This window comes from Chitinophaga eiseniae (assembly GCF_012641265.1).
In the GTDB taxonomy this organism is placed as follows: Bacteria; Bacteroidota; Bacteroidia; order Chitinophagales; family Chitinophagaceae; genus Chitinophaga; species Chitinophaga eiseniae_A.
The window spans coordinates 50,550-66,465 of sequence record NZ_JABAHZ010000009.1 but is presented as its reverse complement, the minus strand read 5'-3'; the positions used below and the strand labels follow the sequence as shown (position 1 = coordinate 66,465).

The following is a 15,916-nucleotide window of genomic DNA, read 5'->3' as shown; positions in this document are numbered from 1 at the left end:
ATTAAACTATGAAACGAGTGAAAGTCGCCCTGTTAGGAGCCGGATTTATTGCTGATATCCATATGGAAAGTTATACACGGTTTGTTCCGGAAGCGGAAGTTGTAGCAGTGTATGCAAGAAATGCCGGGAAAGCAAAAGCCTTTGCCGACAGGCATCATATTGCGCAGCATTTTTCTTCCATAGATGAGTTGTTGCAACAGGTAGATGTTGACGTGGTAGATATTTGTCTCCCTAATTTCCTGCATAAGGAAGCAACGCTGAAAGCTGCTGCCGCCGGGAAGCACATTATTATTGAAAAACCTTTGGCGGTTACACTGGAAGAAGCAGACGAAATGATTGCGGCCTGCGATGCGGCTGGGGTAAAGCTGATGTATGCAGAAGAACTTTGTTTTGCACCCAAATACGAACGTGCCCGGAAACTGGTGGAAGAAGGAGCTGTGGGAGAAGTATACCTGTTAAAGCAGTCTGAGAAACATTCTGGTCCCCATTCCGACTGGTTTTATGATATAAATCAATCTGGTGGAGGCGTACTGATGGACATGGGTTGCCATGGTATCGCCTGGTTCCGGTGGATGTTGAAGAACAGCAAAGCCGTGAGTGTTACGGCATCTATGAAGACGGTGCTCCACAAGAACAGGACCAGGGGAGAAGATAACTCCGTGGTGATCATAGAATTTGAAAATGGTGTAACAGGCGTAGTCGAAAACTCCTGGGCCAAACAAGGCGGAATGGATGACCGCAGTGAAATTCATGGCCTGGATGGGGTGGCTTATGCGGACCTTTTTACCGGGAACTCCGTATTGGCCTACAGTAAAAATGGCTACGGTTATGCCATGGAAAAGACAGATACTACCGTAGGATGGAGCTTCTGCATCTTCGAAGAAGCCTTTAACCAGGGATATCCGCAGGAATTGAAACACTTTATCGAATGTGTACAATACGACCGCGAACCGCTGGTAACGGGAAAAGATGGAAGAGCGGTATTGGAAATTATCTATGCCGCCTACGCATCTGCAGGGCAGGGCAAACGGATAACGCTTCCCTTTAACCAGCAGGTAGAAAAGCCTATTGATCTATGGTTGACCCCCACCACCACCACTAAATAACCAGACGAGTGAAAATAGAGATCTGTCAAACATATGCTGAGCTTTCAGCGAAAGTAGCGGAGCAGGTGATACAGCTGATGTCGGCGTATGATAAGCCGCTGCTATGCCCCGCATCCGGCGATACGCCGGCGGGCTTATACAAGGCGCTCGCGGAAAAATACCAGGAAAAACAAATGGAGGTAACTGACTGGAGTTTTGTAGGATTGGACGAGTGGGTAGGACTTAACGGAACAGATGAGGGTAGCTGCCGGTATTCTATCGACAAAGACCTGTTCCGGCCGCTCGGTGTTTCCGAAAATAACATTTGCTTCTTCGACGGCCGTTCCGCGGATCTTCCGGGAGAATGTTCCGCAGCAGAGCAGTTTATCAGCGAAAGAAACGGAATAGATGTAGCTATCCTGGGCGTAGGCATGAATGGACATATTGCCATGAATGAACCGGGGTGCGCCATAGACGGGAGGACACAGGTAATAGCACTGCATCCCGTAACGAAGCAGGTGGGGCAAAAGTATTTTACCCATCCCCAGGTATTGGATAAAGGGATCACTTTAGGAATGGGTACGCTCTCAGAAAGCAGGCATATCATCTTAATGGTGAGTGGTCAGCACAAAGCGGCCATTGTCCGTAAGATGCTGGAGGAGCCTGCAACAAATGAGGTGCCGGCCAGCCTCCTCCTACAGCACCCATCGGTTACCGTTTTTTTAGACGCCGCTGGGGCAGCCGCATTATCAAATAAACAATGATATGGAGAAAACGCAGATAATAGGCGTTGACCTGGGAGGAACTAATTTACGTGCCGGCATTGTCAATGAAAACATTCGCGAGCCTGTTGTTGCACAACCCCTGTATGCACAGGGAAACAGGACGCAAATCCTGGAACAGATTTTTGGCATTATCGACAAAATCATCAACCCAGGGGTGAAGGCCATCGGGATAGGTGTACCGGGACTGGTAGATCCCACGAGCAGGATACCCTATGATATCGTGAATATTCCATCGCTGAATGAAACCGACCTCCGGACAGTGCTGGAGCAGCGCTACCAGGTAGCTGTCAAAATTGAAAATGATGCCAACTGTTTCGCGTTGGGGGAATTTCATTTCGGCGCCGGGCGTTCATGCAGCTCCCTGGTGGGATTGACGATAGGAACCGGATTGGGAGCGGGAATTATAGCTGATGGAAGATTATTTACCGGGAAGCACGGAGGAGCAGGTGAATTTGGTATGATACCTTACCTGGGTAAAAATATTGAGTATTATGTCAGCGGACGTTTTTTCACAAATGTATATCAAACGGCAGGGGAAGAGGCATACAGACGGGCAATAGCAGGGGAGCAGGAGGCCATAAAAATGTATGAAGATTTTGGCCGTCATTTGGGTGAAGCCATTAAGTTGATCCTGTACGTGCTGGACACGGAATGTATTGTTATCGGTGGCGCCGTGAAAGCAGCCTTCGCGTTTTACGCAAAAAGCATGTGGGAAACACTGGGCGATTTTGGATTCAGTCGCTCCCTTGCGGCGCTGAAGATAGAAACGTCTTCCCTCATTAATGGTAATATTTTAGGCGCAGCAGCATTGCATTTGCCAACCGCTGACAGACGCCCATAGTCAATGAATAACCAATAAAATTTTTATGTATGGCCGATAATACAGATGCTGCCAAGCATTTTGATGCCATTGTGATTGGTAGTGGTATCAGCGGAGGCTGGGCTGCGAAAGAGTTGTGTGAAAAAGGAATGAAAACATTGGTGTTGGAACGGGGGAGAAATGTGGAACATGTAAAGGACTATCCTACGGCCAATACGCCGTCCTGGGAGTTTAAGTACCGCGGCGCTGTGCCGAAAGAGGTACTGAAGGCCAATCCTTATATCAGCAGGGCGGCAGGATATGACGACAGCACCGCACATTTTTTTGTAAAAGATGCCGATCATCCCTATATCCAGGAAAAACCTTTTGAATGGATACGCGGGTACCAGGTAGGCGGAAAATCGCTCATATGGGGACGGGCCTGCGCCCGCTGGAGCGAAATGGACTTTACCGCCCCGCATCGCTATGGGTATGGGATTGAGTGGCCCATTGGCTACGAAGATATTGCGCCCTGGTATAGCCACGTCGAAAAATTCATTGGCGTTTGTGGAAACAAAGAAGGCATTGCTACGATGCCGGATGGAGAATTCCAGCCAGCATTTGAATTGAATTGTGTAGAGGAGCATATAAGCGATGTGGTGAAAGATAAGTTCAATCGCCACTATGTATCCGGCAGGTGGGCCCAGGTAACGCTGCCGCAGGAGATTCAAAAAGAACAGCATCGCCAGTGTTTAAGCCGCAATCTTTGCATGCGTGGATGCCCCTTTGGCGGCTACTTTAGCTCCAACGCATCCACACTTCCGTGGGCGGAAAAAACAGGAAACCTCACCATACGGCCTTTTTCCGTAGTGCATTCTATTATTTATGATGAGCAATCTGGTAAGGCCACAGGTGTAAAAGTAATCGACGCCAAAACAAAAGAAGCGACGGTATTCCATGCAAAGATTATTTTTCTCAATGCCTCCGCCTTAAATACCAATCTTATTTTACTGAACTCTACCTCCAAACGGTTTCCGAATGGGTTGGGGAATGACAACGGGTTGCTGGGGAAATATATTTGCTTTCATAATTACCGGGCTGGCATGAGCGGGGAGTTCGACGGCTTTGAAGATAAGTACTATAAGGTATCTAAACCGTCGGAATGTATTATTCCCAACTTCCGCAACGTGTATGAAAAAGACACGGATTTTGTGGGTGGCTACGTCATCTTCAGCGCTGCTTACCGCGAAAAGTTAAGCGACAAAAACATGCCGGCTGCAGTAGGCCCTGGGTTCAAAGAAGCGATCAGCAAACCGGGGAAATGGGGCGCTTATATGTATATGCAGGGCGAAACCATTCCCAAGGAAAGCAACCATGTAAGGCTGAGCAAAGATAAAAAAGATGAATGGGGCATTCCTTTGCTGATCACCTCCGTAGATTATGACGACAATGATGACCGGATGGTAAAGGATTTTATTGAACAGGGAAAAGCCATGCTCACCGCCGCAGGCGCTAAGAATATAGTGGTGAACGACAACCATCAGCCGCCGGGACTGGATATACACGAAATGGGTGGGGCACGCATGGGGAAAGATCCTGCTACTTCCTTACTGAATGAATGGAACCAGTTACATCATTGTAAAAATGTATTCGTGACGGACGGCGCCTGTATGACAAGTACGGGCAACCAGAGTCCCTCTATTCTCTATATGTCATTAACCGCGAGAGCTGCTAACTATGCAGTGGATCAGCTAAAAAAAGGAGCGTTGTAAATGGACCGTCGCGAATTAATCAAAACGATCGCCGTGCTGACCGGGGCAGCATTTGTTGGCGGCGAGCTGTTTCTCTCCGGATGTAAAGAACAAAAGGGGCCTCTTTTCAGCAATAATGATATCACCTTTTTGGACGAGGTGGCGGAAACTATTATTCCCCGCACCAGTACGCCGGGAGCGAAAGACGCTGAAGTGGGTAAGTTCATGGCCTTGTATGCCGCTGATTGTTATGATAACACGCAACAGCAGTTATTGAAACAGGGAATTACACAATTGAATACGGCGTCAAAAGAAAAGTTTAAGCAGCCTTTTATACAACTTTCTACGGAACAAAAGCAATCGCTGCTCACCGGCATCGATGAAGCAGCAAAGCGTCAACATAACAAAGACGATGCGCCTCATTATTTTACACTCATGAAGCAACTGACCTTACTGGGTTTCTTTACTTCTAAGGCCGGCGCTACACAGGTACTACGCTACCTTCCTGTGCCGGAGAAATACGAAGGGTGTGTTGCCTATAATGGAGAAACGGCGTGGTCGTAAGCAATAGAGCACGCCCCTGCAACTGTCACATTTTAAATGAAGCGCGTGAAGAAATTAACCATCATAGGTTGCCTGGTTTCAGCAACAGCTTTTGCACAACACTCCGGGCAAATAGATGCTGCCCATTTACCGGCGCTGGCCCCACATTATCAGCCGGAATATACGTTTGATGAGCTGGTAGATTCCGCTGCCTGGAAGGGCCAGGGAAGCGGGTTGCATGTGGCTTTCGGTTCCACGGAACAGGCTTATTTCAGAACAGCAGTACCATCGCAAAAGGTGACTGCCACCTGGGAAGCTACCGGCTGGAAAAATGAAAGGCTGAATGCACAATTGCTGGTATGGTCGCCCGACAGCCTGCGCCAGGTGCGGTTTACCGTGGGTGATCTCATCAATGAAAATGGGAAGGTGATTCATCACCAGCACACCAAACTGCATTTAGTGCGCTATGTATTATCCAACTATCCTTATGGAGCCAAAGATGCTACCTGCGAGGGAACGCCCTATAAACAAGGTTTCCTGATGCCGGACCGGTTTGAAGACTTCGACCGGTTCGACCTGCCAGGCAGAACGACCCGGCCGGTATGGCTTTCACTCGATGTACCTGCAGATGCAGCGCCGGGGCAATACACCGGAAAAGTGTTGGTACATACTGAACGGTATACCGATACACTATATATGAAGATCAGGGTGCAACGGCAGCTACTGCCGCCGCCGCACGACTGGCAATACCGCCTGGATCTCTGGCAGAACCCCTGGACGGTGGCCTGGGCCAATCACCTGGAGCCATGGTCGGCCGAGCACAAGGCGTTGTTGAAAAAACACCTGCAACTATATGCCGATGCCGGCGGTAAATACATTACCACCTATGGCGTACATTCCCCCTGGTCAGATAATTCCTATATGATAGAGGGAGGCATGATCACCTGGATTAAGGAGAGGGACGACTCCTGGAAATATGACTACCGCATCTTCGACGAATATGTAGAAATGGCCATGGCATTGGGTATCGACAAAGCCATCACTATCTATACGCCCGTTCCCTGGGGTAACCGTTTCCGTTATACCGATGCGGCCACCGGCAATTATGTTTATGAACAATGGGCGCCGGGAACAGCCGTGTACCGCACCCGCTGGCATGATTTCTTAAATGACCTGAAGGCACACCTGGAAAAGAAAGGCTGGTTTAACAAGACTTACCTGGGCATCAATGAAAATGAGATGGAGCAAACATTGGCCGCCATCAAAGTGATAAAGAAGCATTCTCCCCAATGGCGTATCACTTATGCGGGTAACTGGCACAAAGAGTTAGACACCTTACTCGATGACTACTGTTACCTGTACGGCAAAGAACCTACAGACGCCCAGCAACGGCAACGAAGCGCCCGGGGGGCTACCACTACTTTTTATGTATGCTGTAATCCGCCGGTGCCCAACAACTTTGTATTTTCTCCCCCGATCGAAGGGCGCTGGATCAGCTGGTATTCCTTTGCGCGTGGCTACGATGGCTTCCTGCGCTGGGCCTACGACGGATGGCCGGAAGACCCGGTGCGGGATGCCCGTTTTGGTGGATGGCCGGCGGGCGATTGTTTCCTGGTATATCCCGGTGGCAATAGTTGTATCCGGTTCGAGAAACTACGTGAAGGAATTGTGGATTACGAAAAGATCCGTATCCTGAAAGCGCAGGTGGCAGCATCCGGCAGCAAGGCGGCGAAGCGTGCCTGGCAGGCCCTGGAGCAGCATCTGGGAGTTTTCGCTAAGGAACATGATTTTAATGAAGAGAAGATTACGGGAGATGTAGATAAAGGAAGGGCGCTGGTAGCAGCGTTGAGTGATGCGGTGGGGCAGTAAAACTGCATTTCATTTAAAACAGCAACTTAATATTCAGTTCATATCTGGATATTAAGTTTGCCCCCGATATGGAAAAGCTAACGGACCGTCAGTTGTTATCACTGATTCAAGAGGGGAATCATGCTGCTTTCACTAACCTGGTGAATCGATATTGGGAGGAAATATTCATATATATAAAATCCAGGATAAGGCAGAGCGCAGATGCCCAGGATATGGTCCAGGATATTTTTATCAGCTGCTGGAATTCGCGTGAACGTCTTTACGTGGGCGACAATGGACGGTTGAATGCATATCTCTACCAGGCTGCCAGGTACACCATCATCGATTATTTTGCGAAACCAGGTACCACGGTGTACAACGATATATTACTGGAACAAGCCGCCGACTATGAAAAAGAGGACAATTTTGAATCTAAAATTTACCTGAAGGAGCTGGAACACTGTATCCGGGAGGAAGTGAGTCTCCTGCCGGAAAGGCTTAGAACACCCTACCTGCTCAGCCGCGAGGCTAATATGAGTATGAAAGACATAGCCTTAAAGCTCTCGCTCTCTGAACAAACCGTTAAGAATAATATTACCCTGGCGCTTAGAACCTTGCGTACGCGCCTGCACGAAAATGGCCACTACCTGGGCACATTAATGTTATTGCTCTCGCTGTCTAATTAAAATTCCTTAATAATTCCGTAACATACTTTCGCGGTACTTTGCCTTCCTGTAGCAGATTCTTATGGTATGGACCAATTCAAACAGCCCAACGATATTAAGTCTTTGTTGAAGCGATACCTGCTGCAACAAACCACTGCTGAAGAAAACAAGCGGGTAAACCATTGGTATGATCAATTGCCTGATAGTGCGCAAAGCGGGCTGTCAGAGGAGGAGAGGGCTGCTCTGCAAAAATCTATACTTCAGCAGGTACATGCTGCTACAGCACCGGTAAAGCCGTTAAGACGATGGCTTTCCTATGCGGCCGCAGTATTGGCGGTGGTGGGTGTTGCAGGATACTTGTACCGTACGTCCGATGCCGCTCCGGAAATTGTACAAACAGGAAACGCCGTTACCCGGCGGATAGTGCTCCCCGACAGTAGTATTGTGGTACTCAATGCAGGCAGCAGACTTAGTATTGATGCAGCCTTTGGGAAAACAGCGCGCAACCTCTCCCTGGAAGGGGAAGCTTTTTTTGACGTAAAATCGGATCCCAATCGTCCTTTCCGCGTACACTATAAGCAGCTCACCACTACCGTGGTGGGTACTGCCTTCAATATCCGCGCCTATCCCAATGAACAGCTGGCAAAGATTGCTGTAGCCAGTGGAGGTGTGAAGGTAATGATTAATGAAGACGGGGAACATGCCAGTTTGTTAAAGCAGCACGAAACATTACAGTACAGCACCAGCACCGGCAGCGTGGTGAAGGGTTTTGAAGACCCGCAGGTAATAGGGCAATGGCAGAAAAGAATACTGAGCTTTAATGGCAATACTTTACCAGAGATAGTAGCAGAAATAAGCAGACAATATCCCGATAAGATCCGCCTGTATAGCACTGCGGCGGATACCATACGATACAGCATTGTTTTCCGGCAGGAGAAACTTACTAATATACTCCATGTACTCGCCGGCCTGACTGGCATCACCTATAAAAATGCAGCGCGTCAAATCAACATATACAGTAAGACTTATGGACACTAAAGCGTAATCTGAAAAAAGAAACCGGAGGTGCTACCAACATCCCCGGTTACAAGCTGCGACCTGTTAAAGGGCACAGTATTTTTTAACGGCTAACATTAAAAAACACTACAAAGATGAGAAATTTTTACACCGGTTGTATGAAACCGGTCCAAACTCTTTTTTCCTTAAAAATGAGGCTAACACTCTTTCTCGCATGCTTATCCACCTGTTTGGCGTCTGCCACCAGTATGGACGGGCAGTCAATGGAAACGATTAAGGTAAATGTAACGGCAAAGGACTTATCTATGAAGCAAGTATTGCAGCTGATAGAGAAGCAGTCGTCGCTGACGATTGGCTACGACGTGGCGGCAATTCCGGCAAATAGTAAAGTGAGTTACAGCGCCACGAATAAAACTGTATCAGCTGTTTTAAAAGAGTTGCTGAGCTCTTTCCCGGTAGATGTAGTGCAGATCAACGACAAATACCTCCTGATCCAGGCTAATGGCCAGCAACAGAATATAAAAATTACGGGGCGTGTCATTGATGGTAAAACCAGGGAATCACTTCCTGGTGTAAGCATCAGTATCAAAGGTAGTTCTACCGGTACGCAAACCGATATTGATGGCCGGTTTTCACTGAGCTTCCCTGCTGGTAAAGAAGAAGCTACGCTGGTGGTGTATTTCCTTGGGTTTAAAAAACAGGAAATTGCTATCAATAAAAATAAAGCGGCTAACCTGCAAATACAGCTGGAAGAAGACCGGCTCGGGCTTGATGAGGTAGTGGTAACCGGCCAGGGCGTGGATATTTCCCGTCGCCGTTTGTCCTCGAACATTGTGAGCATCGGCAGCAGGGATATTGAAGATGTGCCTGCGGGGAGAATAGACCAGCTGTTACAGTCGCGTCTTCCCAACGCACAGATTAAATTGACCGGCGGACAATCAGGCGCGACATCGCTCATCCGTGCCCGGGGCGTGAACTCTGCCTTCATCAATTCAACACCGATCATTTATGTGGATGGCGTAAGAATGGATAACCTTAACACGGTGTCGGCCATGGGTGGCGGAAGCGCGCAGGGAGCTGCTATCAGCGCCATTGCAGATATACCGATGGATAATATCGACAAGATAGAATATATTAATGGAGGCGCCGCTACCACCCTCTATGGTTCCGATGCGGCCAACGGCGTTATCCAGATTTTTACCAAAAAAGGTGGGGCCGATAATACGGCCATTAACGTGGAAACACAGATGGGCGTAGAAACGCCAACGGCTGACTTCCTCCATTTTAAACGTACTAAGGAACTGCTGATGCAGACTGGTTTTTTCCAGAAGCACCATATTGGTTTGAACGGTGGTGGTGATAAGTTTGGATACAGCTTTTCCGGTAACTATCTCAACTCCCAGGGTACCGAAATTTTTAACCAGAACAGGAACAAGAAGATAGACTTCAGCACGGGTTTCCGCGCGGGACTGGGAGAGAAGGTAACTTATGAAAGCTCCTTTACTTATGTAAATAACCAGTACAAACGCAATAGAAATGGCAACCAGGGCGGCTATACAGGATTGTGGTTTACCGAAAGCGGCGCTTCAGCCATCACAGGACCTATGTTTAACCCTAAGATAGATGAACTGTCTGATACCGCCTTCCAGCGTATGAAGGACTATGTGCGCGAAGCAGAACGTTTACAGGATAATGATATTGTCGTTAACCGTTTTCAAACCTCGCAGTCATTCAAATACCGTCCGCTGAAAAACCTGGTGATTAAAGCTACCGGCGGTATCGACTACCGGGTACAGAAAAACCAGGTGATCACCACCAACCAGTATCTTTCCTTTACCAGCGGAAACCCGGTAAAAAACCAGGGTAGCGTTAACAATAACGATCGCAAATACCTGGGCCTTACGCTGGAACTGAATGGTCAGCACGAATTTAAAACCGGTGATTTCTCCTTCGTAACAACCGCCGGTACGCAGTTTTTCCGCAATGAAGACCAGCAGATCGCTTACAATGGAAGCAATATCCGCGATGGCGCGCAGAATATCAAGGATGCCACCGTTAAAACCAGCGATGAGTTTTACCTGGAAATGGTGAACTGGGGTGTTTACGTGCAGGAAAACATAGGATTTAAAAATAAGCTCTTTCTGGATCTGGGGCTGCGCGGCGACGGTAATCCTGCTTTTGGCCGTAACATTGGCGTACAGTATTATCCCAAAGTGGGTATCTCTTATATCCCCAGTGCAGAGCCATGGTTTGAGCGGATGGCGCGTGTAATATCGTCTGCTAAATTGCGTGGTGGATTCGGTATTGCGGGTAACCTGCCAACCGCCTTTGCAAATGAACGCACCATCGCTTTCCAGGGATACAATAACGAACAGGCTGCATTTTTTGGACAACCTGGTAACGACAACCTGAAGCCGGAGAAAACAGCCACCTTTGAGGTGGGCGTAGACATGGGCTTTTTGAAAGATCGTCTGCTGGTATCTGCCGGATGGTACAATGCACTTACGAAAGGAGCACTATTTAGCGTGCCGCCAACACCTTCTTCGGGAGAATCAGTCTCTCAGCTCTACAATGTGGGCAAGATACTCAACCGCGGCTGGGAGTTCAGCCTCACCGGCATTCCCATCGATCAAAAAGACGTGACGCTTCGCGTGAACGTTTCCCTGAATACTTTATACAATAACGTGGAATATGCAGCCGGTGCGGCGCCATTCAACATCAATGGATTCAGTGCCCGTACCATTCAAACCGTGGTGCAGGAAGGTTATCCTATCGGTTTCCTCCGTGGTAACTACGGCATATTTGGCGCCGATGGCGTATTGCAGTCAACCCTGGCCCAGCAGAACCTGGGAACTACCATTCCCAACCTCTTCGGTAGCCTGGGCATTAACCTGCGCTACAAACAATTTAATTTCTTTGCCAACGGTGACTATCAAAAAGGTGCTTATGCCAACTCTTTCGACCGCCAGTTCCGCTTCAATTACGGCGCAGACAATGAAGGCATTCCGCAGGCAGAAATTGACAAGAACAAACGGACCAACTGGTTGAACTTCACGAATATGTTTACCGAGAAAACCGATTACCTGAAGATCAGGCTGATTGGATGCAGCTATTCCTGGAAGCCATATACGCTCCGCAAAGTAGTGAAATCTGCTACCGTTAGCTTCTCTGCCGTGAACCCGTTGAATTTCGCCACTTCCTCCTTTGATCCGGAAGCAACTATCAGCGGAAGCGCACAAGGGCAGGGAGGAGCTACCACAGGCGGTATCTCTTATGCTACCTATTCGGCGCCGCGTCAATTCCTGGGCACTTTACGTTTAAACTTCTAAGACTACCATCATGAAAAGATATATCCTCACTATAGTATCAGCTGGCGCGCTGGCATTCAGCAGCTGTTCAGTGTTGAATCCGAATGTAACAGAACCCGTATTTATTGCTAATCCCAATGCTGCGAGCAGTTGGGTGACGGGCTTGAAACGTCAGCTGGCGCTGACTATGAACCAGGTGGTAGTATCCACGGAACTGGTATCCGACAACTATTTTAATAACCGTACGCTTAGCAGTAAAGTATTTGATATACCCCAGATCGATTATTTTGATGTGGACGTAAATAACCTGCAGATACAGGTACATCGCCTGCGTACCATGTCGGAATATGGGCTGTCGAAAGTACTGCCCGCTGATCCCAACAGTACCGCTGCCGACTCTGCGGAGGTATATTTCAGTGGTGCATTCGCTCACCTGTTGAGCGGAGAGTTGTTTGTGGGGCTTCCCGGCAGCAACCTGGGACCGGTGCTCAAACCGGCAGAACATTTCAGGCTTGCGCTGGATATGCTGGATAGGGCTTTGGCGTTGCAACCGGATGCTGATGAGAAAAAAGCATACACGCTGCTGAAAGCCAGGACTTACTATGCCCTGGGCGATGCGGCCAATGCGGCGAAGTTTGCCCAGGACGCTACCTCCAGCACGACTTTGCTCCGCCAGGTGAAATATGATGGCGTAAACGGTGTGTCAAACGATATGCAGACTTACCTGTTCTCCTCAACGAACAATGAGTTTGCCCCGCTGCCCCGCCTCGATTTCCTGGACCCTAAATATTTCCATACCGGTCTTGCTGCCAGCGACCAGAAACCAGTGACCATCGTAAAAGCAGAAGAAGCGTGGCTGATTCTCGCTGAAACGCAGCTCTCCGGCGGTAACATCTCCCTGGGAAGAAATACCCTGAAGCAGCTGTTGCAGGTAGTAGCCAACAGGCCCTTTACCATGGTGGATGATAAAAAGGAAACAAGGAATGGTGGTAACAGGAACGACTATCCGCTCACCGCAGTAAAGGTTCGTTTCAGTGCTGAAGACACCTTGCGTAGTAATTATGTACTCGACCGGAAAGCGGGTAACGTTAAGGTATATACGGTTTCCGGCACCATGGTGACCGCCAATGACCTCGATGCTGCCGTTACCGAAGATCAGCTGTTATATATTCTTTACCGCCTGCGCCAGGAAATTTTTATGGCAGAAGGCCGCCGGATGACGGATCTGGGTATTAAGTTCCCCGTATCACAAACAGAACAGCAGAATAATCCGAATGTTACAGCAGCATATGTGAAGGCACAGATTCCTGCGTTTATCCCGCTGCAACGCGGCATGGATGACTTTACCTATGATAAGGCCGCAGGCGTGGTAGTGATGAAGTATGACATGAATGCCGTGCTGGTAAAAAACAAACATGCAAAAGAAATTTTCCCATTCATTAACTAATTCAAAAAATATCATGAAGAGAATAATATTGGCAGGCGCTATCCTGTTATCGGGGTACTGTGCCATGGCTCAACAGGCGAAGTATGTGATTGTAGTAAGTATCGATGGTTTCCGGCCAGACTTCTATCTCGATAAATCTTGGCCTGCTCCTAATTTACAGGCAATGATGAAGAAGGGAGTACATGCCACAGGGGTGAACGGTATCTTTCCTACTATTACCTATCCTTCCCATACCACCATTATTACCGGCGTAAAGCCTGCCAAACACGGCATCTGGTACAATACACCTTTCGAGCCGGAAGGCGCCAGCGGCAGATGGTATTCTGAAACCAAAAACATCACTGCCGAAACTTTATGGGACGCTGCAGGGAAAGCGGGCAAAGTAACAGCGTCTGTTTCCTGGCCGGTGTCGGTAGGTGCGCCTGTTAAATACAATATTCCCGAAACGTTTTCCCTGGATAATCCCGGCGACCGCCGGAAGCCTACCAGCGAGCAGGCCACGCCAGCCGGTCTTTTCGAAGAAGTACAGCGCTATGCTACCGGGGAGTTGCAATCTACTGATATGAACCTCCGTTACCTGGGCATGAATGAAACATTGAGCAGGATGGCGGCGTATCTTATCCGTAAGTATAAGCCCAATCTTCTCACTATTCACCTGCCTTGCACCGACGAGGTGCAGCATCGTGAAGGCCGGGATGGGGAAGAGGTGCCCGCCGCTGTAGCTGCCGCCGATCACGGCATTGGTACCATCCTGGAGGCGATTCAGATTGCAGGCATTGCCGACAGCACCGCGGTGATTGTTACCGGTGATCATGGCTTTGTAGATACGCATACTTCCCTGGCGCCTAATGTATGGCTGGCGGAGAAAGGTTTATGCGGCAACAAGAGCAATCCTTCTGCCTGGAAGGCAATGTTCCATAGTGGAGGAGGGTCTACCTTTCTGAAACTGAAAGATAAGAATGATGTGAAAACGTTGCAGCAGGTAAAAGGCATACTGAAAGATTTGCCTGTAGGTATCAGGAAGCAATTTCGTGTAATTGAGCAGCCCGAACTGGCGCAAACTGGCGCCGACCTGGATGCTGTATTGGCGCTTACCGCCGTGCAGGGTGTTTCTTTTTCAGGCAGCAGCGATGGCGCTGCGGTGAAAAAGGCAAAGGGTGGTGCACATGGCTATTTCCCTGACTTCCGGGAGATACAGACCGGCTTCGTTGCCTATGGCGCAGGCCTGGCAAAAGAGGTGAAAGTACCTGTAATGGACCTGACAGATATAGCGCCCCTGGTGGCGAAATTGCTGGGCATTAGCATGCCGGCTGTTGATGGGATAATATACCCTGGTATGTTGGCGAAATAAAAGTATTGAGATAGAGACGAATGACGTTGATGAGAGTCCTGCACAATTATGTGACTGTGCAGGACTCCTTTGTTGTAAGATGACCTCTGCAGCTAACCCATTTATTCAGCATTTTCGCAGGCATCGCTGTATTTATTTCCTGCCTGGGCTTATATGGACTGGTTTCCTTCATGTTGGTTCGGCTCGCCTTCGTCATCGCTGCGCCGGTAGCCTGGTATTTTATGAATGGATGGCTACAACAATATAGTTTCAGGGTTAATCTGCGGGCCGACTTTTTCATCATCACCTTTTTGTTGTCTATCCTGATAGCCTGGTTTACAGTAGAGGGCTTCTACTATTAAAGCTGCTATTGCCAATCCGACAAAGAATTTGAGGACAGAGTAATGAGCGTTTACTGCAAAAAGGGACAGAGACAATTATTAAAATGAAAGAGTTTTTTTCAGATTGATAAAAATAAAAAGTCACCTGCCCCAAAGCAGGTGACTTCCAGGTATAAAAAGTTTTATTTACTAATAAGGTTTGCCATTTTAGGTAACGCCTTGTTGGCGGCTTCCAGCTTTTTAGGAGCAAAATCTTTAGGATTTAAACTGTCCAGTTTTTTATCAACAGTTAAAGTGATTTCCTGTTGAGATAATTCGCTTTTTACCTTGATTATTTTCTTTTTCATAATTGTAAAGTTACACATTTTTCTTTTTGATGCTCTATCCAGATATCATATTGTAATTCAAATTCTTTAATATTATTGTTGATTAGTATTCGATAGAGCCTGGTTCTTTCTATTGTACTACCTCGAAAATATACAATCCTGTTTGGATACTTTTCTAAATATAGTAGTATAGCCTGGCATACCGTTGCGAGAATTTTATCTCTGTCTCCATTATTGCTAATAATGCAATCATCCATTTTTCCATTTATATCAATATCACCAAATGCAAGGCTTACTATGTTTCCATTTTCTGTTGGCGCGAATGTTATTCTCTTTAGGATTACACCATTAGGGCCAATACTAAAGAACTCGAAGAAACTATGGTTGCTTGAAACGCTGATGTTTTTATATACTTCGTGTTTCATCACTTTTTTATTATTTAGATAGTCTCTAAAGTGGAAAAAGGTACCTATAAAAACACCGCTATTTTTAGCCAATTTTATTCATGAATTTATTGGAGAATGCGATTTGTTCGTTGATTGGCTATCCTTATATCTACAGAAGGATTCATTTCTGTAATTACTTTGCATATGTGTATTCGCTTTGGTATTTATCTAAAAAATATAGCTACTATTTATTATTTGAATATTAAGTAAGGCTGCAATATTTGT

General features: G+C 47.6%; 14 protein-coding genes. 12 read left to right on the top strand and 2 right to left on the bottom strand.

What is annotated here, in order from left to right; genetic code table 11:
* The first annotated feature begins 8 nt into the window (after positions 1-8).
* From HGH91_RS27130 to HGH91_RS27075, 12 genes are all read left to right on the top strand, one after another.
* Complete coding sequence (locus HGH91_RS27130) at positions 9-1,106, top strand: Gfo/Idh/MocA family protein (protein ID WP_168742289.1); 1,098 nt, start codon at positions 9-11, stop codon at positions 1,104-1,106.
* 8 nt (positions 1,107-1,114) lie between these two features.
* Positions 1,115-1,849, top strand: a complete 735-nt coding sequence (locus tag HGH91_RS27125; RefSeq protein ID WP_168742287.1) for a glucosamine-6-phosphate deaminase — start codon at positions 1,115-1,117, stop codon at positions 1,847-1,849.
* A gap of 1 nt (position 1,850) precedes the next feature.
* Positions 1,851-2,711, top strand: a complete 861-nt coding sequence (locus tag HGH91_RS27120; RefSeq protein ID WP_168742285.1) for an ROK family protein — start codon at positions 1,851-1,853, stop codon at positions 2,709-2,711.
* Between the two features lie 29 nt (positions 2,712-2,740).
* On the top strand, positions 2,741-4,441 hold the full coding sequence (locus HGH91_RS27115) for a GMC oxidoreductase (protein ID WP_168742284.1): 1,701 nt from the start codon (positions 2,741-2,743) through the stop codon (positions 4,439-4,441).
* A complete protein-coding gene (locus HGH91_RS27110) occupies positions 4,442-4,984 on the top strand; it encodes a gluconate 2-dehydrogenase subunit 3 family protein (protein ID WP_168742282.1) in 543 nt (180 codons plus the stop codon).
* Between the two features lie 36 nt (positions 4,985-5,020).
* Complete coding sequence (locus tag HGH91_RS27105) at positions 5,021-6,832, top strand: DUF4091 domain-containing protein (protein ID WP_168742280.1); 1,812 nt, start codon at positions 5,021-5,023, stop codon at positions 6,830-6,832.
* A 68-nt stretch (positions 6,833-6,900) separates the two neighbouring features.
* Positions 6,901-7,497 (top strand): RNA polymerase sigma factor, encoded by a 597-nt coding sequence (locus tag HGH91_RS27100; protein ID WP_168742278.1) that lies wholly within the window; start codon positions 6,901-6,903, stop codon positions 7,495-7,497.
* Positions 7,498-7,563: 66 nt separating this feature from the next.
* Positions 7,564-8,514, top strand: a complete 951-nt coding sequence (locus tag HGH91_RS27095) for a FecR family protein (RefSeq protein ID WP_168742277.1) — start codon at positions 7,564-7,566, stop codon at positions 8,512-8,514.
* A gap of 170 nt (positions 8,515-8,684) precedes the next feature.
* A complete protein-coding gene (locus HGH91_RS27090; protein ID WP_211092447.1) occupies positions 8,685-11,822 on the top strand; it encodes a TonB-dependent receptor domain-containing protein in 3,138 nt (1,045 codons plus the stop codon).
* Positions 11,823-11,832: 10 nt separating this feature from the next.
* Positions 11,833-13,248: a tetratricopeptide repeat protein gene (locus HGH91_RS27085; protein ID WP_168742273.1), complete on the top strand. Its 1,416-nt coding sequence runs from the start codon at positions 11,833-11,835 to the stop codon at positions 13,246-13,248.
* 13 nt (positions 13,249-13,261) lie between these two features.
* Positions 13,262-14,599 carry an alkaline phosphatase family protein gene (locus tag HGH91_RS27080; RefSeq protein WP_168742271.1) on the top strand — a complete coding sequence of 446 codons (1,338 nt, stop codon included), beginning with the start codon at positions 13,262-13,264 and terminating at the stop codon, positions 14,597-14,599.
* A 170-nt stretch (positions 14,600-14,769) separates the two neighbouring features.
* Entirely contained in the window at positions 14,770-14,940 is a 171-nt protein-coding gene (locus tag HGH91_RS27075; RefSeq protein ID WP_168742269.1) for a hypothetical protein, read from the top strand.
* Between the two features lie 161 nt (positions 14,941-15,101).
* Here HGH91_RS27075 and HGH91_RS27070 read toward each other — a convergent pair whose 3' ends face one another.
* Both HGH91_RS27070 and HGH91_RS27065 read right to left on the bottom strand, forming a co-directional pair.
* Positions 15,102-15,266, bottom strand: a complete 165-nt coding sequence (locus HGH91_RS27070; protein ID WP_168742268.1) for a hypothetical protein — start codon at positions 15,264-15,266, stop codon at positions 15,102-15,104.
* Positions 15,263-15,670: a DUF6934 family protein gene (locus HGH91_RS27065; RefSeq protein ID WP_168742266.1), complete on the bottom strand. Its 408-nt coding sequence runs from the start codon at positions 15,668-15,670 to the stop codon at positions 15,263-15,265. The genes HGH91_RS27070 and HGH91_RS27065 overlap by 4 nt, the downstream gene beginning before the upstream one ends.
* Between the last annotated feature and the right edge of the window lie 246 nt (positions 15,671-15,916).